Consider the following 23,149-nt stretch of genomic DNA (forward strand, 5'->3'; position numbering starts at 1 on the left):
TCATATTCCGCCGATGATCATTGACAGTTTCGCTGGCGGCGGGGGCGCCTCGACTGGGATCGAGATGGCTTTGGGTCGATCGCCTGATCTTGCCATCAATCACAATGCCGACGCGCTGGCGCTGCATGAAGCCAATCACCCGCAGACACTCCACCTTTCTGAGAATGTCTACAAGGTGGATGTCCTAGACTACCTGCACGGCCGCCATGTCGGATTGGCGTGGTTCTCGCCGGACTGCAAGCATTTCTCCAAGGCGAAGGGCGGCAAGCCAGTGGAGCGCAATATCCGGGATCTTTGCTGGGTGATCCCCGGCTGGATCGAGCGCATTCAGAAGAGCGGTGGCAAGGTCGATGTCGTCATCATGGAGAACGTCGAGGAGTTCAAGGATTACGGCCCGCTGATGATGACGGACAAGGGGCAGATGCCCGATCCGGAGCGCCGTGGCGAGACCTTCCAGAAGTGGTGCAAGGCGTTGCGTCGCCTCGGTGGTAGGATCGAGTACAAGGAGCTGCGCGCCTGCGACTACGGCGCGCCGACGATCCGCAAGCGCCTTTTCGTCATCATCCGCTTCGACAAGAAGCCGATTGTCTGGCCGAAGCCCACCCACGGCGCGCCAGATGATCGTGATGTGATCGCGGGCCGAAAGCTGCCCTGGCGTACGGCAGCCGAGATCATCGATTGGTCGCAGCCGTGCCCGTCGATTTTTGACACAACGGATGAAGTGATGGAAAAGCACGGCCTTCGGTCTGTGCGTCCTCTCGCCGACAACACGATGGCGCGCGTGGCGCGCGGCATGAAGCGGTACGTTCTTGATGCCGAACGGCCGTTCATCGTCAACCTGACGCACGGTGCGCGCTGCGAGGATGCCGCGGAACCGTTCAACACAATCACGGGAGCGAACAGAGGCGAAAAGGCCGTCGTTGCCCCCTCGGTAATCAGGATGAATACCGGGGCGACCGGGCAGGATGTCCGAGAGCCATTGTCCACGATCACGGCAAACAGCTTCATAAAGCGCCCCGGCGGATGCGCTCCGGTTGGTGTCGTCGCGCCGCACCTGATGACGATGCGCAACAGCGGCAAGCCGTTCAACGGGGCGGATGAGCCGACGCACACCATAACGGCAGGTGGGGCGGGTCTTTCAGTTGTGGCTCCGGTTCTAACCTACGCTCAGCAGGGCGGCGCCAATCGCAGTGTCGAGGATCCCCATCATACGATCACGGCCAGCGGCAAGGACCAGAACGCTGTTATCGTGCCGTCACTCGTGGGGTGCGGCGGGCGGGCTGGGCAGAGCCGTCCAAGGGGCGGCGATGAGCCTCTCGCAACGATCACCGCCAAGGCTGATGTATGCTCCGCTGTCGCGTTCATCGCACAACATAACGGGGACCCGCGCAAGGACGGTCAGGATATTGCCCGTCCCGGAAGACCCATCGGCGAACCTATGTCGACCGTAACATCGACAGGAGCGCAGCAGGGCGTGGTTAGCGCCTTCGTTTCTCGCCAGTTCGGCACGTCGACCGGCCACGAGGCGGAGCAGCCTCTGGCAACCACGACGGCGGACGGCGGCGGAAAGTCGATGTTGGTCGCCCCGTATCTGCAGGCCTATTACGGGACTGGCGACGGCGGCGAGGAGGATCAGCCTTGCCGTACGATCACCACCAAGGACCGACACGGGCATGTTGAGGCGAGTATCGACGCGCCGCCGTTCACCGCGGCGCAGGAGGGGCGTGCGCGCCAGGTCGCCGATTTCTTGCGTACACGCGGTTTCTGGGATGATCGGGAGTTCGTAACGGTCGTGATCGGCGACGAGGTGTTCGTTATCGTCGATATCGGCATGCGGATGTTGACGCCACGCGAGCTGTATAACGCCCAAGGCTTTCCGGCAGATTATATGATCGACGGCGACGGCAAAGGGCGCGTGTTCTCGAAATCTGTTCAGGTCAGCTGCGTTGGCAATTCCGTATCGCCGCCGGTTGCCGAAGCTCTTGTTGGAGCGAATTGCGGGCATCTCGCCGTCCTGCACGAGGCGGCAGAGTGAGCGATCCCATCATTGAAGAATTCGTCCTGAAGGCGCAGCAAGTCAGCGTGACCGAGGCGGCGACGCGTCTCGGCGTGCCGCGGCCGAAAGGTGAGGTGAAGGGTCTGCCGTGGTCGAGTGATCGCGGCCAGGCGTGCCCGCGCTGTGGGGGCACCGACCGGTTCTCGATCAGCGCCAGCAAGGAAGCGTGGAACTGCCGCAACGACAGTATCGGCGGCCGCACGGGCATCGGGCTTGCCGGATACCTGTTGCGTCTCGATCTCCATACGCGCTCGGGGTTTCTCGAAGCCTGCGCGGCCGTGCTCGGCGAAGAGATTCCTGAAGGCGGCGAACGCGAGACGCCGGAGGATCGGCAGGCGCGTGAGGAGCGCATCGCGGAAGGCCGGGCGAAGATGGAGGCCGATCGGGCTGAACAGGAGCGCGACCAGAACGCGCACCGCGAGCGTGAGATTGCCCGGGCGCGCGGGATCTATTTCCATGCGCAGGAATGCCTGGACGAAACGCTCTACGGCGCGCGGATGATCCGGGCCTATCTGTTGCGGCGCACCGGCTGCACCGTGCCGATGGAGCTTTTTCTCAACATCCGGTTCGACGGCCGCCACACCTATTGGCACGAGCATGACGAGTTCGGCCGCCAGCGGTCGATCCATTCGGGACCGGCGATGATCGCGCCGCTCGTCACGCTCGACGGCCAGGTCACCGGCTGCCATCAGACATGGATCGACATGCGCAACGCGCCGAAATTCCGGCCGTCTCTCGGTCTTGATGCCAAGGGCAAGCCGCTCGCCACCAAGAAGGTGCGCGGCACGAAGAAGGGATCTCTGATCCCTGTTCTCGGCGATCTGGCGGCCAGACGCTGGGTCGGGGGCGAGGGTATCGAGAACGCCGTCGCCGTCGCGGGTTACGAGGGCTTCCGCGCCGACACGTTCTATTTCGCGGCCGGCGACCTCGGCAATCTTGCGGGCCCGGCCGATCGCGGCCGTGGCAGGAGCGAGAGCTACCCGGTCGATGGCCGCAAGGTTCCGGTCTGGCCGCACCCGAAGCCGGATCAGCAGGCGGACGAAGCCATGCAGGTTCCGGCGCATGTCGCCGCACTTGTGCTGCTCGCCGACGGTGACAGCGAGTTTTACTTCACGGCCGCCGCCATGGCCCGGGCAAAAGCCCGGATGTCAGCGCCCGGCCGCGACATCAAGGTCTGGTGGCCGCCCGTAGGCGCGGATTTCGCCAGTCTTCTTTCTGAAAGGGCATAAGGGGAATGCAGGACAATTTATCGGCGGACATGCCGGGCGGGCTGAAGGATATCATTCAGGACGCCCTGGCGCAGCGCGGGGTGGACCCCGAAACCCCACCCGTCTCAGACGATTCGGATGAGACCCTCGACGACATGCCGCCGGCGCCACCCGCCGACGACGATCTTAAGGCGACGCTCGAATATTGCGCCGGCCTCGACCATTCCGACACGGATAATGGCAAGCGCCTGCTGAAGCATTTCGGGCAGGATCTGCTCGTCATCTCTCAGGAGAAGGCGAAGCAGGCTCTGTTCGGTGTCTGGACCGGGACGCATTGGGACATCGCCAATGGCGGACCGAAGGCGCTCAAGATCGCGCAGCAGCTCGGCGACAGGATCGCGCAGGAGCGCTTCTACATCAAGCCGACCCAGTCGGAGCAGGAGAAGATCGAGGCCGGCAAGGCAGCGGCCGAGATGGAGGAGAACGGCGAGGACATGGACGTCGGCAAGCGGCGACTGATCGCTGCCCGCGAAAAGGCGCTCGATGCCTTCGGCAAGCGCGTCAAACGGCGCATGGACCACGCGGTCTCGTCGAAGAACATCGCGCGGATGAACGCCGCACTTGCGTGCTCGGCGCCCCACATCATCAAGACGCCGGACGAACTCAACGCCGACAGGATGCGGTTTGCTGTTCAAAACGCCACCCTGCGCTTCGAACGCAAGATGGAGCGGCGCAAAAACCCGAAGTTCGTCAGTCGCGAGGAGACGCCGAACGTTCCGGAGACGATCGACGTGTGCATCGAGGCGGAAGCCAGGGTGACGCGAGGACATCGCCGCGAGGATCTGATCACCCATGTCGCGCCTGTGCGCTTCGAGCCGAAGGCGACATGCCCGCGCTGGACACGGTTCCTCGAGACGATGCTGCCCGATCCTGCCGTTCGCCGCCTGGTGCAGGTGTCCTCCGGTCTCGGCCTCGTCGGCATCACCGTGCAATACCTCTTCTTCCACTATGGCGACGGCGCAAACGGCAAGTCGGTCTACATGGAAACACTGTGCCGGCTGCTCGGCGATGTCGCCGTGACGCTGCCCGCCACCAGCCTGATCGGCGAGAGCGGATCGTCAGGCGGCGCGTCACCGGATCTGGCGCGCCTGCTCGGCCGTCGGCTGTTGCGCGTCAAGGAACTGCCAGAGGGCGAAGATCTGAAAGAGAACCTCGTCAAGGAGCTGACAGGCGGCGAGACGATCACTGCGCGCGACCTGTTCGCCGGTTACATGGATTTCGACCCGATCTTCGTCGTCATCATGAGCGGCAACGGCTATCCGAAAATTTCCGGCAATGACGACGGCATCTGGCGACGCATGTCCGTCGTGCATTGGCCGGTCAAGGTGCCGGAGGCGGAGCGGCGCGAGTTCGAGGACATGCTGAATTATTTCCGGCCAGAGTATTCCGGCATCCTCAACTGGCTGATCGAGGGCGTGAACATCTATCTCAAGGAGGGGATCGTCATTCCCGACGCGGTGCGCAGCGCGACGCAGGAGTATCGCGACGATATGGACAGGACATCGGCTTTCGTGGCGCGCTGCGTCGTCAAGGATCCCGAAGCGGAGCCGATACAATCGAAAACGCTCTTTGCTGCCTATTGCCGGTTCACCGAGGACGAAGGTGGCAGGCCGATGAGCGCGACCGCCTTCGGACGAGCGATGGCGAAGAAATTCAAGAAGGAGACGTCTGGTTACGTCTTCTACCACGGTATCCGCTTGCGCGATGTGCCCGCGCCGCATCGCGACGACGTTCCCGAGCCACCAGCTGGTCGCTTCGATGACGATGCACCGCTGCCGGAGGTCTACTGACATGCCCCGTAATCCCACCCGTCACCGCTCGCACCCTCCAGAATTGGATAGTTCGGATAGTTTCTTCGAGGGTTCTTGGAGGGTTCCAAGGGGGTGTGGGGGAGTAAAATCAATGACTTGGATAGTTTCGGAGGGTTTTCGCGTGCGTATTGTCTGCGAAAAATATGGAAGGGGATTTTTGATGAAACATCAATGTAAGGCGAGGAATACCATCCAAACCATCTAACACATTGAATTTAATAGAAATAACTCTCCAACAACTATCCAATCAACTATCCAGACTATCCAATGAGGGAAAAGAAGATGAAGAAGATATCGATTGAACAGTTTCTGACCTGGGCTTTTACGCAGGAGCTGTGCAAGGTCGGGTCTGGGATTGATTACGGTCCGAGCATTGCGGGCGCCTGGGGCAAGGTCAGCGAGATGGCCGATCTTGGAACCATCATCGACCGCTCGCCGAACGGCTACGGTGTGATCCCCGATTACATGGCTGGCGGCGATCCGCATCCAGACGCTGTGGCAGCCGGCGATGCGGTGAAGCGGCTGGCGGCGCGCGGTGGCTTCGAGATCGGCGACGGATGGAAGCCGTTCCCCGAGTGGTCCGACGATCTGGGTCTCGTCGCCGGTGAGGTTGCCAGCACCGTGCAGGCGCTTCGCCTTAAGCCGGATGTGCTGGGCGGACGTCACGTCGTCAACCTGGTCGTCACCTATGCCATCCTCGGCCGTGGGCCGGATTGGACGGTCGAGCGGCCGGAAGAAACGATGGTATCTTCGAAGGGAAAGCCGTTGTGGTTTGTCCAGCGCTCGACCAAGGACGGTTTCGGCCGATCCTATATGTTCGAAACGGACGGCTTTGACCGCAAGAAACAGCGTCCGATGCGTGGGGCTTACCGAAAATACCAGCTTTCTGCGCCGCTGAGAGGAGCGATCCTCTCCCGTCTGGACTGGCAGCTGTGGCAGGATGCGCTAGAAACGCTGCATCGCGAGCTATCGGGCAAGCTTCACAGCTCAACGCTGCTTCCATTTATTGCTGATCGAGCACCATGGGCGCGGTCGAGGGTTTTCACGCAAGGTATTGAAAATGCTTGATATAAATTTCTGTCGGCCGGATTGCGATGCGGCAGATAGTTGACATACATTAAGCACACTGAAAAAGGTTAGAGAAACCCGCTAGGCCACCGCCCGGCGGGTTTTGCGTTTCCGGACGATGGAGGCGACCATGATCTCGCCGCTGTAATGGCGGCATTCCGAGGTGCAGACGATGGCCACCGAGCTTTTTTTCGATGCGAGCGAGATCCAGCAGTTGTCCCGAGCGATCGGCAACCTGCCCGCCGAGATCAAGGGAAAGGCCGTGGCCAGCGCGATGCGTCGCATGCGCGATATGGCCAGGACGAGGATAGTCAAGCGCAGCGCTGAGCGCACCGATCTTCCGGTCGGTAAGGTCAGAAAGCTGACGACGGCTTTCTTCAACGCCGGAAGCAACACGATCGATGTGATCGAGAAGTCTGGCTGGATACCGCTGTCTGATCTCGGCGCCACGCAAACGTCGCGCGGCGTTCGGGTCAGGGCAAGGGGATCATACAAGTCGGCCTTCATCGCCACCATGGGAAGCGGTCATCGCGGCGTGATGAAGCGCGTCGGCAAGGAGCGGCTGCCGATCAGGGAACTGTTCGGTCCGAACCCAGCGCATGACGTGACGAACAATCCAGACGAGTTCGTCAAGGTGCTGGCGGAGCTGATCGAAGATCACTTGGCGCCCCGAGTGCTACACGAACTGGATCGCCTCCTACCTCGATGACCCCCCAAGGGGCGGGGTCGAGGGGGGCGGGCACCCCCCCTGGGCAAGGGACCGTACCGGAAATCTTGCCCTCTGCGGGCCGGGGCGACCCCGGGATCCTGTCAGTCTTTCGCTTCAAAAACTTGGGTTAACGGGGTTAACGGCGTTAACGCGGCAGTTAACGAGCAGGTTAACGATGAGCACTGTCATGTGGTCGATTGCGCAGATTGCTGCGCGCGACGGAATTTCCAAGGCGGCTGTTTCGAAAGCCGTCAAGAAGATGCTCGACGATTGGAAAGACACCCCCGTCGAGCGTGGCTCTCAAGGTCAGGTGATGCGGGTCTCCCTTGCTCACTACGACGAGTTTCGCCAGCGGTTTACGAACCCGGCAAAGGCGACGGCTCCGATCAGAGGTGTCAGTGAAGGCGGGCATTCAGGATCGACCAGACCGCCGCCGCGCGATGAGGAGAGTTTCGAAGAGGCCCGCCGGCAGTCAGAGTGGCTGAAGGTCGGACGTGAAAAGATCCGTCATCAGGAAGATTGCGATCAGCTTATCCGCAAAGATCGAAACGAGGAGGCCTTAGCTATCATCGGCGGCGAGATACAAGCAATCCTGAGGCGTTTGCCGAACAGGGCGGATGAGGTTGCAATGGCTGTCTCAAAAGAAGGCGTACATGGTGTTCGCGTTCTCCTTCGCCAGATCGCATTCGCCATCGGTACAGAGATCGCCGACAAGCTGGCGGTGATCGCGGCGTCCGCGCCGGAGCATGATCCGCTAATCGAGGATGAAGAGGCGTGACGGTGCATCCCGGCGCTTTGCGGTCGGTCGCATCCGTTCTCGAGCGGTCGATCCGCCCGCAGCCACCAGTATCATTTCCGGTCTGGCTACCGAAGAACGTCGTTCTTGTGGATGGCCCGCGAAAAGGGGAGCTTTGGTCGGCAGAGGACGCGCCGTACCTAGTGGATATCGCTGATTGCCTCAGTCAGGAGCATCCCTGCAATCTGGTGACGGTGCGAAAGGCGCAGCAGACGGGTGTCACAATCCTCGCGCTCGCCTGGATGATGTACATCGCCGAGAACAGCCCCGATAATGCGCTTTATGGCGTACCGGGCATCGACGCGCTGCAGGATATCAATTCGGCGAAGCTGCAGCCTCTCATCGACAGATGGCAGGAAAAGACAGAAAAGCTGATCATCCAGCCGACGACAAGTCGGTCAGGGGTCGGATCGACCACCTACGAGAAGAAGTTCCCAGGTGGCTCGATCTTTCTGGCCAACGCTAACACCGTGATGGACTTGTCGTCCAAGACGACAAGATTCGGGGTGAAGGACGAGGTATCGAAGTGGCAGATGCTGCCCAACGGTGCCGATCCAGAAAACCTTTTTTTTGGTCGCTTCACAGCTTTTCGCAGACAGAAGACCTACAAGATCTTCGAACTGTCGACGCCCGAGCTGGACAGCGGGGATGCACTTGGTGAGGGGCCCGGTCACTGCCGGATCGACCGGAGTTTCCGGCGATCTGATCAGCGGTTCTGGTTTATCCGCTGCCCAGAGTGCCGTCAGGAGATGGTGCAAGTCGACGCTAAGCTGCGTATCGACCGCGCGCATCCTCACAAGACTGTAATGGTCTGCGACTGTGGGCATCACATTTCAGAGATGGAACGCGTACTTGGCGTTCGTCAGGGACGTTACATAGCCACCAAGGATGAGCCGGACAGGCATCCTGGTTTCCACGTTGATGCGTTCATGTCGCTGATGATGTCCTATGAGGCCATCGCCGAGGACAAGATCACCTACGAAGCCAAGGGCGAGGCCGGTGCGAAGGACTATAGCAATCTGGTGAAGGCCTTGCCTTACCAGATGAAAGGGAATGCGCCGGATCACCAGCGGCTCATGGAGCGGCGTGAGACCTACGAAGTCGGCACGATCCCATCGGGCGGACTTTTGTTCGTCGCCGGCGCCGACGTCCAGTCCTACGGAATTTACTGTGAAGCGGTCGTCTTCGCGGAGGATCGGCAGAGCTGGAATGTCTTTGCCGAATTCTTCGAGGGTGCGACCGATAACCCCCAGGCGGGCGCCTGGCTGCTGTTGGAGAAGTGGTATCAGCAGGAATTTCCTGATGCCAACGGGGTGCTGCGAAAGATCGAGGCGCTCGGCGTCGATAGTGGTTATCGCACCAACCAGGTTCTCGAGTGGTGCCGCCGCCACCCCAATACATATGCCATCAAGGGCATGCCTGGCCGCGGTGTCCCGGCGATCAGCGCGCCGCAAAAGAAGTCGATCCAGAAAGGCGGGAAGCGCCGCCGCTTCGGTTCGTCGATGGCGTGGCCGGTGGGTACATGGTCGTTGAAGGCCGAGCTTTACGGCAATTTGCATAAGGTTGGTTTGCGGTCCGGCGAGGCTGCTGATCCGCCCGGCTATTGCCATTTCCACATGGAGCTTGGCGAGGAATACTTCCAGCAGCTCACGGCGGAATACTTTTCGCAGAAACTGATCAAAGGGAAGCTCCACGAAGAATGGCTTACGCGGCGCCCTGACAATCACTTTCTCGATTGCAGGATCTACGCCATGGCGATGGCCGAACATCTCGGCCTGTCGCGGATGACGAAAAGTCAATGGGCAGCACTAAGGGCCAAGCACGACCCGATCATGCATCCCGATCTTCTGTCACCCGCGTCGATCATCGTCGCGCAGCAGACTGTACAACCCGAGCCAGAACCTCAGCCGGCGTCGCCGGTGGTGAACAAGCCAGAGCCAGAGAATCGATGGAAACGACGCAGGTGAAACCGAGACACAAGGTCAAGGCGACCGGCGTTCGCAGCGATGCCCCGTCTGTTGCTCCTGGCCCTGGTAGGGTGCGTGCCAGCTACATGCGCGACACCCAGTCGGGCGTGATCGCTGCCCGGCCCGCTTCGCTTCGCGAGCATCGTGATGAGATCCGCAGAGTCTGGACGCGCGCGGCCGGGCTCGCCATGGATCTGCTGCAGAACAGTGGAAAGCTTCGTGGCGCGGCGGATCAGATCATTGCTGACACCGTCGGCATCGAGCTTCAGCTCAACCCGCGTCCTGATTTGACCAGGTTCGGTTATAGCCCGGAAGAGACCACCGTGTGGATCCGGGAGTTAAAGGCGGCTTGGAAGATCTGGGCATGGAACCCGCTCGAGTGCGATTTTCGCGCCAAGTGGACCATCCCGCAGATGACCGATATCGGGGTTCGTCACTGGCTGGCCTTTGGCGAAAGTGTCGGGGTCTGCCAGTATCTGCCGCGGTCGCAACGTCTTGCGGGAACGCAGACTGGGACGAAATTCCTGCTGCTTTCGCCGCAGCAATTGGTCCAGGATACCAGTGACGTCGAGGGCCTTTATCAGGGCGTCGTGCACGACAGCTATGGTCGCCCGATAGCCTATCGCTTCGAAGAGAAGCGTGATGGGTTCCGGCAGAAGAAGGATTATGCGGCGCGCGACAGCGATGGCCGGCAGATGGTCATGCACGCCTATGACCCGTTCTCGAGCGACGATGTGCGCGGGATTTCACCGCTGGTGACAACGTTCCGGAAATACCTGATGGCCGAGAACGTCGACGACGCGACGGCGCAGCTGATGTTCCTGCAGACGATCTATGCGGCGATCTTGAAAAGCGACAAGCCGAGCGCGGAGGCATTCGAGGCGCTCGACATGATGAAGGAAGCAGGCGGAGAAGGCGCGGCTGACATCGCTTCCGACTTCGTCAACTACTTCAAGGCGCAGCTCGACCGGGCTGCAGAATCGGAAATACGGCTTGGCCCGGGGGCAGGGGTGTCGCATCTCGCACCAGGCGAGGACATGGAGTTCAAGAGCATCACGGCGCCGGGGCCGAACCACAAGGATGTGATCGGCACATTCAACCGGGAAACGGCGCGCGCACTCGGCATCACCTACGGCGGGTACACGCTGGACTTTACCGCGGCCACCTATGCCAGCACCCAGATGGAGAACGCCTCGACCTGGCCGATCGCACGCCGGCGCACCGATCGCATCGCTTCGCCGCACGTTCTGATCCCTTACGCAAGCTGGGTTGACGAGCGTATCGAGACTGGCCTGACCCCTTTCAAGGGTGGGATCGATGTCTATCGTGCCAATCGCGAGGCGATCCTGTGGGCGATCTGCACCGGGCCGAGCAAGCCGACCGCCGATGATGTCAAGAAGGCCAAGGGGGCTAGCGAGCGGATCGTCAACGGTACAGGCACGCTCGAGCAGGAAATCAGTGAGGATGGAGGAGATCCGGAAGAGGTCTTCGAAAACCGCCTCTACTGGCACAACCGCTACATCAAGGCAGGCATGAAGTCGCCGTTCGAACGCGGCCTGCCCAGCGATCCGAGCGCTTCGAGTGACGAGCCTGCGGGCAAAGGCAAGGTGAACGCATGACGAACGCAGTGAAAATCGGCGGCATCACGGTCGATGTCGAAGATCCCTGCGCGCTTTACGCCGTTCTGGCCGCGGCCCGGACCAAGCGCCTTGCTGGCGAGCAGATCGAGGAATCGGAAATTCGGTCGCCGGTCATGCATCAGCGGATCAAGGTCGCGTCCTCGAGCATCGCCGATATAGAAAAGGAACTGGTCAGGCTGCAAGCGGCCTGCCAGGCGAAGACGACCGGTTGCCGTCCAACGCGGCGCATGCGGTTGCGTTTCTGAGGATATGTCATGAGCTTTCGTTATGCACAGATCGCCCAGCGCGTGTTCAATACGCCGCTGATGTATGATCCTCGCAAGGCCGAGGCATTCCTGCAGGGGCTTGGGAGCCGCATCGCCGGCGATACCATCGTGATCACCAATCCCGAGGGCGCCATCGATCATGTCGGTGGCGGCAATGGACGGCCGCTGGCAGGAAAGGTCGGAGGCCGTATCGAGCGGGTTTATAACCGGGCCAACGCCCTGCCGTTCGACGTAGTCGAAAACATCGCCATCATCCCGATCGAAGGCAGCCTGGTGCACAAGGGCGGCTGGGTCGGATCGAGTTCCGGCGAGACGTCCTACCAGGGTTTGCAGGCGCAGATCTCGATGGCGCGTCGCTCGAACATGGTTCGCGGCGTTGCGTTCGAGGTGGACAGCTACGGCGGCATGGTCAACGGCGGCTTCGAGACGGCGGCGGCAATGGCACAGCTGTCGAAGGAGAAGCCCACCATATCGATCCTGACGGATCATGCCTATTCCGCCGGCTACCTGCTCGCGTCACAGGCGCGGCAGATCATCATGCCGCGCTATGGCGGCGCCGGATCGATCGGGGTGATCATGATCCACGCGGACTATTCGCAGGCGCTCGAGGATGAGGGCATTCGCCTCACCATCATTCGTGCCGGAAAACAGAAGGCCGACGGAAACCCTTACGAGCCGCTCAATGCGAGCCTTGCCGAAAAGTGGCAGGCCGAAGCGGAGGGCATGCGTCAGGACTTCGCGCAGGTCGTTGCCTCTGGCCGCCGCGGCCGCATCACCAAGGCAAAGGCGCTGGCGACGGAAGCCGGCGTTTTCGACGCATCGGACGCGGTCAAGCTGGGCCTTGCCGATGCTGTCGGCGATCCGCTGGAAGCGTTCGATGCCTTCGTCAAGGAAGTGAACCGGGGCTGATCCCCAGGAGACCCATCATGACCAGTCTGATTGCTGCCATCCGGGCCGCCGTGCGCCCCGGAGCGGCTCCTCATGTCCTCGTCACCGACGAAGGCGAACCGGACGCCTCCGCGTCCATCACCGAAGGGCCTCTGCTCGAGGCATCGCTAACAGGAGAAGACATGCCTGATCCACAGCCTGGGGCCGGCATGGCCCCTGCATCGATCGCTCAAGCCGTTGCAACCGCCGCAGCCGGTGGCGCCGATGGTTTCAAGGCGGCCACCGACCGCATGACCGCCATTCTCGGTGCCGAAGGCGTCAAGGGTGACGCCAAGCGCATGAGCGCGGCGCTCGATCTTTCGACAGCGTCGCCGGACATGTCGGCCGATGCCGTCATCTCATTCGTCGTCGCCAACGTTCCTGCGGCCGAGGCGTCGACAGCCGCCACCGAGCCGGCGGCATCTGCAGCGCCGGCGTCCGCATCGGTGTACGAGGCGCAGCGCCTCGCTGCTGCCAATCTCGCGCTGCCTGGCGCATCCGGCGCCGGCCACAAGGCCGCCGCTATCAATCGTGACGCCATCTTCGCCGCGCGTCGCGTAACCCCGAAAGGAGCATGATCATGGCGACGAGCTTCACTGAAACGGCGCGCGACCTCGCCTTCATCCTCTCCGAGGGTAACGGTATGGTGTCGCGCGAAGTGCTCACCATCAAGTCCGGATCCGGCAAGGTGTTGGCCGGAACCGTCCTCGGCAAAGTTACTGCCGATGGCAAGTATGTTCCATCGCCGAACGCCAGTGTCGCCGGGAAAGAGGGCGCCGAGACCGGCGTTGCGATCCTTGGCTACGAGGTCGACGCGACTTCCGCTGATGTACCTGCGGTCTGCGTCACGAATGATGCGGAAGTCAAGTTGCCGATGCTGATCTTCGAAGCGACGGTGAACGACGCGGCCAAACGCACGACCAAGCTGGCGCAGCTGCGCGCCGTTACAATCAAGGCACGATAGGAGAACGACGATGCCTGCACCGAATGTCCATGCCTCCGACCCGTTCAGCCTTGAAAGCCTGACAGCGGCCGTCAACGCCGTTCCCTATCGCCCTGGCCAGGTCAGCGCCAGCGGCATCTTCCAGGAAGATAGCGTCTCTACCACGATGATCTCGATCGAGCGTCGCAACGGCAAGCTCGGCCTGGTAGAGCCGTCCGAGCGTGGCGGCCCTGGTGAGACGACGGGCGATGATGACCGCACCAAGGTGCCGATCAACGTGCCGCACTACCAGCGCAATGACAGCGTCATCGCCGATGAAGTTCAGAACGTCAGGGAGTTCGGCACCGAGAGCTCTCTCGAAACCGTCGTCGGTCGCGTCAACCGAAAGGCTGCTCGGCACGGTCAGGACCTGCAGATGACGCTGGAACACCAGCGTGTGGGCGCCTTGAAGGGTATCGTCACGGCAAAGTCCGGCAAGACGCTCGTCGATCTCTACAATGCGTTCGGCATTGCCGTTCCGGCGGCCATCTCGCTGGAGCTCGATGTCGACACCACGCTCGTTACCGGGCTCTGGCAGGATGTCGTCTATTCGATCGAAGATTCTCTGGATGAGCCTTATGGCGGCATCCATTGCTTCACCGGTCGTGATTTTCACAAGGCGCTCTGGCAGCACAAGTCCGTACGCGAAACATTTCTCTACGGCACAAGCGCCGTCATCCTGCGTCAGGACGTTCCTGATACCTTCGAGTGGGGCGGCGCGACCTGGGAACGCTACAAGACCGGCGCGAAAGCGACCGCGGATCTCGGCGCACCGTACATCGCCGCCAACGAAGCCCGCGTCGCGATCACCGGTGTCGATGATCTCTACATCACGCGTTTCGCTCCGGCCGACTACAATGAAACGGTGAACACGCCGGGCCTGCCGCTCTATGCGCAGATGATCGAAAAGCTGAACCACAAGGGTTACGACCTTGAAGTTCAGTCTAACCCGATCTCGATCTGCACTCGCCCCGAGGTTCTGCGCAAGCTGACGCTCACCTGATTGCAGCAGCGGACAAGACTAGGGAGGCCGGCCACGCCGGCTTCCTGTTGCCCGATGCCTGGCGAGCAGGCATCGGGCAACAGGAAGGGAGTTCCTAAAATGGCATCGAAAATTGGCATCGCCTTTCACCACGGCGGCATCATTCCGGCGTCCGTCCTGAAAAAGGACAAGGACGTGTCGGTGGCGGCGCACGAGGCGATCGAGGTACCCGCTGACTACGGTCAGCACCTCATCGACGACAAGTTTGCGTACGCGAAGGACGTCGAGAAGGTCACCAAGGCCAAGAAGGCCGAAACTCCGACATCCGGCGCTACTGCCGCTGAAATCGCCGCAGCAGAGAAGGCTGTGACGGACGCAGAAGCCGAAGTGACGGCCGCCGGCGACGACGCCGCTCTCAAAGCCACTGCCGATCAGGCTCTCGCAAGCGCAAAAGCCGCGCTGGAAAAGCTGAAGGGCTGATCCGGTGGTTGACTGGGAAGCGGCGCGCGCCTTCACACTGCAGGCCTGCGCCGACATCTTCGACTACACGTCATGTCGGTTGCAGCCGCGCAAAGCCGGGATCACGGCAAACCACGGTGCCAGCAACGACCCTGATCGGATCGCCTTCGATTTCATAGGTACCATCGATCTGGAACCCCCGAGCGATCGCATTCCACGGCATCTCTCGTCGGATACCGGGATCAGAAACGGTACAGTGTCGTATGACGCGGTGCTCACCGCACATATCGGCGCGTGGCCATATCTGCCGGTCAAGGGTGATTTCGTCGTCGCTGTTGGCACGACATGGAAAATCGCCGCCAAGGAACAAGACGGCACGCCGCGGCCTGCCTGGTATCTGACGAGGGCGTGATGCTGTCTGCCGAGGCTTTGAGACTGGCCGCGATCGAGGTTCTGTGCCCGACGGCGGCGGCGGAGGCTGGCGGCGGGTTCCCGACGCTGGCTGGTTCGCGGGTGTTCGACAGTCGGGCGGCGTCGCTCGAGGACCTCGATCGAACCAGCGGCTACACGCCGGTTCTGGCTCTCTATACGCCAGAGAGCGGTGTGTCGCTTCGCGGGCCACTGGCGTCCGTGGATGACGTCGTCGCCGATGCGATGCTCGACATCGTCGCCGAGCTGGCGGTCGCCAGTCGTGACGATCAGGGGGAATTCGCCGATGCCATGGCGGAAACCGATCCGGAAGCGAGGCTCGTTCTCGCCGCCCTTTGCTCGCAGGTTCGATATCTCCTCGAGCGCAGTCAGTCGGGTGGTATCTGGCGGTACCTCGTCAATCATATCATCAAGATCGAGGCGCAGACCTTCGCGGTCCCCAACCTCGGGCTTCGCTGGCAGCGGGTCACGATGCGGTTTCACTGCGAGATCCGCGACGACGATTTCGGCGGCGAGACAGACGGGTTGCCCGAGCCGATAGCAACGGTGTTCAGTGCGCTGCCCGACAATTCCTATGCCAAGGCGAAGCTTGCGTCGCTTGGTGCGCATTTCAGCCGAGATGCCCGCGTGCCCCTGCAGGGGATCGACGGCGATTTCGGCGCGCCGACACCCGGCTTCAAAGTCGATTTTTCCTAGATCCCCGGAGGGTCCGATGTCTGATCTTTACAAGCCCCGCGATGGGCTGCGCATTCCCATGCCCGGCAGCCAGCCTGATTGGCCAGCCGATGGCAGGTCCGTGAATTTCGCCAGCCCATACGAGGTTCGTCTCGTGAACGATGGCGACCTCGTCAAAGTCGAAGAGCAGCCGGAAGATGCCGGCTCCAGCACAAGGAAGAAGTAAATGGCATCGAACATTCCTGCCGCACTGACAGCGCCGATCTTCACCTTCGATGTGCAGAGCGGCGGCAACTTCGAAGCGGAAACGCGCGAGATCCTTCTTGGCTATGGCCTGGCTGCCGGTGCGCTCGCCGAGGGCAGCATCGCGCTCTGCAACACGCGCGAGGATGCGCGCCGTCTGGCGGGTGCCGGCTCCATGCTCGAATCGATGTTCCTTGCGACCCGTCGCAATGCGCCGGCGCAGGAAATCTGGATAGGTCGAGTGGCTGATACCGGCACGGCCGAAATCCGCACGATCACGGTTGCGAACGTTCCGGCCGCTGGCGGACAGGGCGTACTGCAGATTGCAGGCGAGACGATTTCTATCGAGATTGCGGCCGGCGCCACGGCGGCGCAGGTGGCCGCGTCGCTCGGCGCTGCCATCAATGCCTATTACAACCGATTGAAGAATTACTCGCTGCCGTTTACGGCCAGCGTGGCTGCAGCGGTCGTCACGATCACGGCGCGGCACAAAGGGGTCTACGCGTCCGGTCTGGATATCTACATTCCGGTGCTGGAATCGGTGAATGCATTTTCCGGTGTCCTGACCTTCCAAACGGCAACTCCCGGCGCCGGTGTCGGCTCGATCGCCAACGTCCTGGCAGCGATGAACGACGACCCATTCGAGATCATCACGTCGGCGTTCGGCGATTCCGCCAATCTCGCGCTGGCGATGGTCTTCCTCAATGAAGTATCGGGTCGCTGGTCGTACGCACAGCAGATCTACGGTCACTACTTCTATCCCAAGACGGATACCTCGTCGAACCTCGCCACCTTCGCTCTCGCCCGCGACAACTGGCACCTGACGATGGTCCCGATGTTCAGCGCTGGCGGCTTTGCGACCCCCGATTACATGTGGGTGGCGGCACAGGTTGGGCGGATCGCGACCTGGCTCGGCGGTGGCGCCAATGGCGACGTTTCCCGCAATCAGACGGGTCTCGTCGTGCAGGACGTTCTTGCACCGCGCGACCGGACATACTGGATGGATTACGCAACGCGCGACGCGATGCTGAAGAACGGCGTCTCGACCTGGAACGTAAACCGCAACGGCGACGTGACGATCGACAAGATCATCACGCATCAGCAGACCACGAACGGCGCGCCTGATACGACGTTCCGTGACATCCAGGCGGTCTATCAGGTCATCTATGCGCTGAAGAAGTTCCGGGCCGATCTTGCCTATGAGCACTCGAACAAGGCGCTGGCGCAGGACAATCCATCGAACCTCGACGCCATCAGCACGCCGAAGGACATCAAGGCGACGCTCTTCCACACCTACCAGTCCATGCCTGGCGTGTTGAAGAACTCGGCGTCGGTGTTGCCCTACATCGTTGTCACCATCGACCAGGACAACCCAAACCGCGTCAACGCGCAGCTGCCGATGGACCGCGTCAATGCGCTCGACATCTTCGCCGGCCTCGCCACGGTCTACAGCCAGTTCACGACATCGGCCGCGACGGCGTCGCTCTGACGCCGTTTCCTCTCACACACACCATCTAGGGGATAGATCCTATGGGAAACAAGGATTTTGGCGGTCGTATTACCACCCGCCTTTCTTCCGGCGAAGCGCTCAGCCTTCGCGGCACGCTCAACCTGAACCCGTCCGGCCAGAGCAATGAGGCCGTGACAAACCAGGACGGTTCGGTCGATCGCGTCGCCAGCGTGCAGGCGAAGAGCGCGGAGATCACATTCGCTGATCGCGGCCTCAACCTCGACGCGCTGATGAAGTCGGATCGTTTCAACGTAACCTTCATCGAGGACTTCACCGGCGTCACGCACTATTACACCGGGGCATTCCTGGTCGGCAATCCGCAGATCAACCGCGCGAATGGCGAAGTGACCGGGATCTCGATCGCATCCGAAGGCTATAACCGGAGTGACGCCTAATGGCCGCCGAGGAGCCCGTCACCGAAGAGACGATTAAGCCACCGAAGGGCATTGTCCCGCTGTCGAAGCAGTACACCGTCCACGACAAGACGTTCTCGGAGGTCAAGCTCCGGGAGCCGACCTATAGCGAGATCTTCATGCAAGGCCGCGGCAAGCCGCGCGAATGGCAGCCGAGCCCCCATGGCCCGGTTGTCGTCAGCTATCCCGGCGTGGTCGATTCATACCTGCAGGAGCTCGTGGTCGAGCCCGGCTATGAATTCCTTTCCAGCCTTTCGGTGGTTGACGCCTTGAAGCTTGAAAAGGCGGTTCTCGATTTTTTTCCGATGTAGGCGGAGAGCTGGACGACATCGCCGACTGGCTTGTTTTCAAATGCGGATGGGATGCCGGTCGTGTCGAGACAATGACCGCCCGGCAGATCTTTTACTGGGCGTCTCGCCTGCTTGAATTTGGGAAGCGAACGAAAACGTGACACGCACCGTTGAAGCACAGCTGCGGATTTCGGCGGTCGACAAGACCGGCCAGACGTTCAAGGCCGTGGCCGGCAAGATGGGCGAGATCAATCGCCGCGCCGAAGCGCTCAACCGTCAGCAGAGTATGTTGACGCGCGGGTCGCAGGCGGCCTTTGGTGCGATGTTGCGCTACGCCGCGCCGGCAGCGCTGGCCTACGGGGCAAAGAAGGCGCTGACAGACTTCGCCGCGGTCGAGCGTGAGATGACCAGGATCGGGATCACGGCCAACGCCAGTGCCGAGGAGACGAAGGCAGCGTTTACCGAGATCCAGGCTGTCACCAAACAGCTTGCCATGGGCGTCGAGAGCGGCGTGACCGCGCTCGACACGCTTGTTGCGTCCGGCATGGATCTCAAGGAGGCCATGGCCTTTCTGCCATCCGTGCTGGCGACGGCGCAGGCATCGGGTGCGGCGACCGACGATATCGCCAATACAGCGATCAAGGCGGCTTCGGCGCTCAAACTCGAAACCGGTCAGATGCAGCATGCTTTCGACATCATGGTCGCGGGCGGCAAGGCCGGCCAGTTTGAGTTGAAGGACATGGCGACCTATATTCCGGATCTGGCAAACTCGTTTTCCTCGCTCGGATACACGGGTGAGGATGGCCTCAAGAAGCTGGTCGCAATCCTGCAGACGATCCGTGAGGATACGGGCTCGGCATCATCAGCTGCGACTTACGCGCAGAACATCTTTGGCAAGATCTACTCGGCAGACACGGCGACCAAATTTTCCAAGATGGGTATCGACCTCCGGAAGGAGATGGATGCGGCCCGCAAAAGCGGGGAGGATACCGTCGCCGCTTTCGTTCGGATTTCGAAGGAGGCGATCAAGGGCGATCTCAGCAAACTGCCATTGTTGTTTACCGACGAGCAGTTTCGCCTCGGCATGCAGTCGCTGATGACCAGCGCGGATAGCTACAAGAAGTTTATCGACACGGTGAACAGCTCGGAAGTCGATGGTACCGTTCTAAAAGATCTGGCCCGCGTTACCGGAGATGCTCAGGCGAGCATTGATCGGTTATCGAGCAGCTGGGACAAATTGATGAATAGTGCCGGTAAGGCGATTTCAGTGCCAGCGGTTCCAGCAATGGACACGGTGTCGAATTCCATCGACTACAACACAGCCGTTCAGCAAGGGCTGGCAAAGAACGGCAAAGGTTTCTGGTCTTTAGATTCTTGGATGGCGCCGATCAACGAGTATGCGGCGTCGCTTGGTAGCAAGAGCGCCAGAGATCGCGCCGATAAGCTGGCATTGGCCGGTGGCTACCGAGACCCTGCGTTTATCAACCGCATGCGGCAGGGGCCCAACATGCCGCAGGGGCCGCAGCTTCCGGAGTTCCCCGGTGGAGATCGCCACCTCGATCCCCGCAAGCTGCCTCAGACAGGTGTTCCTGTCCCGGGCTCTCGGCCGGGAGCCTCGGCGCCGGTTAGGCTGAGTGCAGCAGAAATTTACGGTCAATACGCCGATAGTCGGAACAACGAAAATCGACTGGACCTTCAGCGGGCAAAGACCGCCGGCATGCCCGCGAGTGGACCTGGATTATCAGGCGCCTTGGCAGAGTTCTTCCGCATTCCCTCGAAAGAGGAATTCAAGGAGGCGCTGAAAATCGACGCAACCGGCCTGAAGCAGTCCGGCGACGAGGCGGGGCAGAAGGTCGCGGATGGCGGGCGCGAGGCAGGTGATTCTATAAAGTCCTCTGCCGCAGCCTTGTCGGAAGCCGGTGCAAGTATCGCGTCCGCAATTCTGTCAGCGGCCAAACAGCTGCAGGCCGCCGGCGTCACTGCGAGCCGGCTGACGACACCGGGGCCGCGCGTTAACGCGAACACCGGGCCGTCCATGCCATCCACCGCATCACAGCCGGGCGGCGGTGGCGGAGGCTTCTAGGAGAGACCATGCGAGATTGGGCGAAAACACTGCGCCCTGCGAGCTATCGCGGGGTTCCCTTCTGGGTCGACTACGAGGATCTGTCCGGCGGCAAACGTCTTGCATTGCACGAATACGCCGGGGGCAAGCGACCTGTCATCGAAGAGCTTGGCTTGATGTCCAAAAGCTTCGGTGTGACGATGTATCTGGTCAGCGATCTGGCGGACGTTCAGGCCTTGGCTCTTGAGGCCGTTATCCTTGCGGACGGGCCGGGGCTCCTGATCATGCCGATGGACGGCGGAATGCTCGCGACGGCGCAGGATTTCCGTCGCTCGCGGGCAAAAGACAAGCACGGTTATGTCGGCTTCGATGTGACCTTCATCCCCGCTTTGACGGCCGGCGGAATTGTTCTGTCGATCGGCGATTTGACGGCGACGGTCGCCAACGGCTTTGCGGCGGCTGCAGCGCAATTTGCAAAACTCTTCTGATACCGAGGTTCATGATGGCGGCAGATAAAGGCACGATCCTGTCGTGGCTGGCGGACCTGTCTGCCGCCATCGTGGTCGACAACGAAGATGCCACCGATCTTGCGCTCAGGATTGCCGAGGCTCCAGATCTCGATGCGGAAAGCTTCGCCACCGAAGCCTTTCTGATGATGCGGGTCATTGCCGAGAGCGTGGACAGTCCAGCCGATTTCGACCGTCTGGCGCAAAGCGTTGCAGCGACCGGGGCCACTGGCGACGCGATTGCGATCATGTCGAGCATGGCGCTCGCCGTGGCAGGCTGCCGCCCGTCATGGCCGTCACGTCCGGCTGCGCGACGCGCGCGCGCCCGGGTCTCGGCGGCTGGAGATCGCGGCGTTGACGCCATGACGCAGTTGGGAGCCGACGGAGCGGACCTCTATGCATGGCTAACCGCGATCACGGCGATCTCGTGCAGGATCATATCCGACCTTGCGGCAGATGCCGCGCCGATCGTCAAGGCGTCGACGGGTGTGTCTCTCCCTTCCACGGTTCTCGCCTATCAACTTTACGGCGATGCAAACCGAGCTGGTGGCTTGGTGGATATCGCGGGGTCGGGAACGCCGCTGGTGATGCCAACTGTTTTTGATGCGCTGGCGTCGTGATGCTCGAAATTATTAGCGCAAGCGGGCTGCCGCAGATCATCTCCATCACCGTTAACCTTTCGGCCGAGGAGGCGGTGCGAACTGCCGAGATCACCGTCGTTCCGGTCGGCGAGACCGTGCCGGTGTCTCCAGGGCAGGAGACGGTGATCACCGCCGGCGCCGATGTGCTGCTGACCGGATATGTCCGTGATGTCAGGCCCGGCCACACGGCAACCGAGCGCACCCTCGTCGTGACAGTGTGTTCGCGTACGGTCGATGCGACGGAGTGCTCGATAGAACATCCGACGGGCGAGGTCATCGAAAAGGATCTCGCGGCGATTGCCAAGGAACTGGATAGCCTGAAGATCGGGATAGAGACCGATGGCACCAAGTTCCCGAAGGAGCCGCGCCATAAGGTCCGGGATGGCGAAACCTTGTTCTCGACGATCGAACGCCGGGCGCGCGGTCGCGGCATCCTTATTTACGATACGCCGAAAGGGCGGCTGAAGCTGGCGACCAAGCCGGAGGGCACGCACACCGGTGGTCTCATCTGGGGCGTGAACATCGAGCAGGCATCGTCGGAATTGACGGAGCGCGGCCGGTATAGCGAGGTGAAGGTGCGCGGCCAGGCAACGCACGGAACCGACAAGCAGCAGCTGCGTGGCCAGAGCGTCGCAAAGGACAGCGGCGTCAAGCGCTCTCGGCCGCTGGTCATCCTGCACGAGGGCGAAACAACCGTCGATCGCCAGAAGACGCGTGCGGAATGGGGAGCCAAGCGCGGCGCGGGCTTTGCTTCGACTGCATCAGCCACGATCACGGGGTGGCGCGACAGCAGTGGCAAGATCTGGGACCGCAACTGGCTCGTCTACGTCGAGGATCCATGGATCGGCATCGAGGGTATGATGGTCATCAAGGGCGTCTCGCTGACGCAGGACACCAGTGATGGCGGGCCGGGCACAATTGCGACCCTGTCCTTGGCCGACCCCCGCGCCCTTGGTGGCGAAAATCCTCGCGGCAAGACCGCAACCGTCTATTCGGCGCCGGGCGCCATCACCGTCGATTGGGAAGACGAATGAGCGGAAAGCGTATCGAACTCGATGGCAACAATGAGGAAAGCGGCGGCCAGCAGTTCGTCACCGGTCGCGGTCTCTACGCCGACGGTAACAGCCGCATCCACCGCATCGAGTCTCACGGTTTCGCCTCGTCTCCTGTCAAGGGTGCGAAGGCGCTGCTTCTGTCGCCGAATGGCAACCCTGATGAGGCTTATGTCATCGGCGGCGAGCACCAGGCGCATCGCCCCTCCGATCTGCCGGGTGGCGGAACGGCGATCTACGACGCTTCAGGAAACATCATCAGCCTCGTCGGCACAAAGATCCGCATCGTTGCGCCTTTGCTGGAGCTTGTCGGAAATCTCGAGGTGGATGGAAACATCCATGCATCGGGAACCATCATCGACGAGCTCGGCAACACCAACCACCACTCGCATTGAGA

The 23,149-nt window shown here is 61.4% G+C and carries 25 protein-coding genes; all 25 read left to right on the forward strand.

Annotation, left to right across the window (positions count from 1 at the left end):
- Positions 1-13 precede the first annotated feature (13 nt).
- A complete protein-coding gene (locus tag ACIQUB_RS06145) occupies positions 14-2,035 on the forward strand; it encodes a DNA cytosine methyltransferase (RefSeq protein WP_402929121.1) in 2,022 nt (673 codons plus the stop codon).
- Complete coding sequence (locus ACIQUB_RS06150; protein WP_402928902.1) at positions 2,032-3,285, forward strand: hypothetical protein; 1,254 nt, start codon at positions 2,032-2,034, stop codon at positions 3,283-3,285. Before ACIQUB_RS06145 ends, ACIQUB_RS06150 begins: the two co-directional genes overlap by 4 nt.
- 5 nt (positions 3,286-3,290) lie before the next feature.
- The gene (locus ACIQUB_RS06155; protein WP_402928904.1) at positions 3,291-5,114 is read left to right on the forward strand and encodes a phage/plasmid primase, P4 family; all 1,824 of its coding nucleotides are present in this window, start codon (positions 3,291-3,293) and stop codon (positions 5,112-5,114) included.
- 303 nt (positions 5,115-5,417) lie between these two features.
- On the forward strand, positions 5,418-6,203 hold the full coding sequence (locus ACIQUB_RS06160) for a hypothetical protein (RefSeq protein ID WP_402928905.1): 786 nt from the start codon (positions 5,418-5,420) through the stop codon (positions 6,201-6,203).
- Between the two features lie 163 nt (positions 6,204-6,366).
- The gene (locus ACIQUB_RS06165) at positions 6,367-6,912 is read left to right on the forward strand and encodes a hypothetical protein (protein WP_402928907.1); all 546 of its coding nucleotides are present in this window, start codon (positions 6,367-6,369) and stop codon (positions 6,910-6,912) included.
- 175 nt (positions 6,913-7,087) lie between these two features.
- Positions 7,088-7,690 (forward strand): hypothetical protein, encoded by a 603-nt coding sequence (locus tag ACIQUB_RS06170; protein WP_402928908.1) that lies wholly within the window; start codon positions 7,088-7,090, stop codon positions 7,688-7,690.
- Entirely contained in the window at positions 7,687-9,675 is a 1,989-nt protein-coding gene (locus ACIQUB_RS06175; RefSeq protein WP_402928910.1) for a terminase gpA endonuclease subunit, read from the forward strand. Before ACIQUB_RS06170 ends, ACIQUB_RS06175 begins: the two co-directional genes overlap by 4 nt.
- Positions 9,672-11,294, forward strand: a complete 1,623-nt coding sequence (locus ACIQUB_RS06180; protein WP_402928911.1) for a phage portal protein — start codon at positions 9,672-9,674, stop codon at positions 11,292-11,294. Before ACIQUB_RS06175 ends, ACIQUB_RS06180 begins: the two co-directional genes overlap by 4 nt.
- Complete coding sequence (locus ACIQUB_RS06185; RefSeq protein WP_402928912.1) at positions 11,291-11,560, forward strand: hypothetical protein; 270 nt, start codon at positions 11,291-11,293, stop codon at positions 11,558-11,560. Before ACIQUB_RS06180 ends, ACIQUB_RS06185 begins: the two co-directional genes overlap by 4 nt.
- Positions 11,561-11,569: 9 nt before the next feature.
- Positions 11,570-12,490, forward strand: coding sequence for a S49 family peptidase (locus ACIQUB_RS06190; protein WP_402928913.1), 921 nt, complete (start codon positions 11,570-11,572; stop codon positions 12,488-12,490).
- Between the two features lie 17 nt (positions 12,491-12,507).
- Entirely contained in the window at positions 12,508-13,086 is a 579-nt protein-coding gene (locus ACIQUB_RS06195) for a hypothetical protein (protein WP_402928915.1), read from the forward strand.
- Between the two features lie 2 nt (positions 13,087-13,088).
- Positions 13,089-13,472: a head decoration protein gene (locus tag ACIQUB_RS06200; RefSeq protein WP_402928917.1), complete on the forward strand. Its 384-nt coding sequence runs from the start codon at positions 13,089-13,091 to the stop codon at positions 13,470-13,472.
- 10 nt (positions 13,473-13,482) lie between these two features.
- Complete coding sequence (locus tag ACIQUB_RS06205; RefSeq protein ID WP_132668047.1) at positions 13,483-14,493, forward strand: major capsid protein; 1,011 nt, start codon at positions 13,483-13,485, stop codon at positions 14,491-14,493.
- A 99-nt stretch (positions 14,494-14,592) separates the two neighbouring features.
- Positions 14,593-14,952 carry a hypothetical protein gene (locus ACIQUB_RS06210; RefSeq protein WP_402928919.1) on the forward strand — a complete coding sequence of 120 codons (360 nt, stop codon included), beginning with the start codon at positions 14,593-14,595 and terminating at the stop codon, positions 14,950-14,952.
- Between the two features lie 4 nt (positions 14,953-14,956).
- Positions 14,957-15,343, forward strand: coding sequence for a hypothetical protein (locus tag ACIQUB_RS06215; RefSeq protein ID WP_402928921.1), 387 nt, complete (start codon positions 14,957-14,959; stop codon positions 15,341-15,343).
- Complete coding sequence (locus ACIQUB_RS06220) at positions 15,343-16,056, forward strand: hypothetical protein (protein ID WP_402928923.1); 714 nt, start codon at positions 15,343-15,345, stop codon at positions 16,054-16,056. The genes ACIQUB_RS06215 and ACIQUB_RS06220 overlap by 1 nt, the downstream gene beginning before the upstream one ends.
- A 16-nt stretch (positions 16,057-16,072) precedes the next feature.
- Positions 16,073-16,261, forward strand: a complete 189-nt coding sequence (locus tag ACIQUB_RS06225; RefSeq protein WP_402928924.1) for a hypothetical protein — start codon at positions 16,073-16,075, stop codon at positions 16,259-16,261.
- Positions 16,262-17,767 (forward strand): hypothetical protein, encoded by a 1,506-nt coding sequence (locus ACIQUB_RS06230; RefSeq protein ID WP_402928926.1) that lies wholly within the window; start codon positions 16,262-16,264, stop codon positions 17,765-17,767.
- Positions 17,768-17,808: 41 nt separating this feature from the next.
- Positions 17,809-18,183 carry a phage tail tube protein gene (locus ACIQUB_RS06235; protein WP_402928928.1) on the forward strand — a complete coding sequence of 125 codons (375 nt, stop codon included), beginning with the start codon at positions 17,809-17,811 and terminating at the stop codon, positions 18,181-18,183.
- Positions 18,183-18,512 carry a hypothetical protein gene (locus ACIQUB_RS06240; RefSeq protein WP_402928929.1) on the forward strand — a complete coding sequence of 110 codons (330 nt, stop codon included), beginning with the start codon at positions 18,183-18,185 and terminating at the stop codon, positions 18,510-18,512. The genes ACIQUB_RS06235 and ACIQUB_RS06240 overlap by 1 nt, the downstream gene beginning before the upstream one ends.
- Before the next feature lie 136 nt (positions 18,513-18,648).
- Positions 18,649-20,574 carry a phage tail tape measure protein gene (locus ACIQUB_RS06245; RefSeq protein WP_402928931.1) on the forward strand — a complete coding sequence of 642 codons (1,926 nt, stop codon included), beginning with the start codon at positions 18,649-18,651 and terminating at the stop codon, positions 20,572-20,574.
- An 8-nt stretch (positions 20,575-20,582) separates the two neighbouring features.
- Positions 20,583-21,041, forward strand: a complete 459-nt coding sequence (locus ACIQUB_RS06250) for a DNA circularization N-terminal domain-containing protein (protein ID WP_402928932.1) — start codon at positions 20,583-20,585, stop codon at positions 21,039-21,041.
- Between the two features lie 14 nt (positions 21,042-21,055).
- Positions 21,056-21,679, forward strand: a complete 624-nt coding sequence (locus ACIQUB_RS06255; RefSeq protein WP_402928933.1) for a hypothetical protein — start codon at positions 21,056-21,058, stop codon at positions 21,677-21,679.
- Positions 21,679-22,734, forward strand: coding sequence for a phage baseplate assembly protein (locus ACIQUB_RS06260; protein ID WP_402928935.1), 1,056 nt, complete (start codon positions 21,679-21,681; stop codon positions 22,732-22,734). Before ACIQUB_RS06255 ends, ACIQUB_RS06260 begins: the two co-directional genes overlap by 1 nt.
- Positions 22,731-23,147 (forward strand): phage baseplate assembly protein, encoded by a 417-nt coding sequence (locus ACIQUB_RS06265; RefSeq protein ID WP_402928936.1) that lies wholly within the window; start codon positions 22,731-22,733, stop codon positions 23,145-23,147. Before ACIQUB_RS06260 ends, ACIQUB_RS06265 begins: the two co-directional genes overlap by 4 nt.
- Positions 23,148-23,149 lie beyond the last annotated feature (2 nt).

The sequence above is a fragment of the Rhizobium sp. NPDC090275 genome (assembly GCF_044772225.1).
Classification (GTDB): Bacteria; Pseudomonadota; Alphaproteobacteria; order Rhizobiales; family Rhizobiaceae; genus Rhizobium.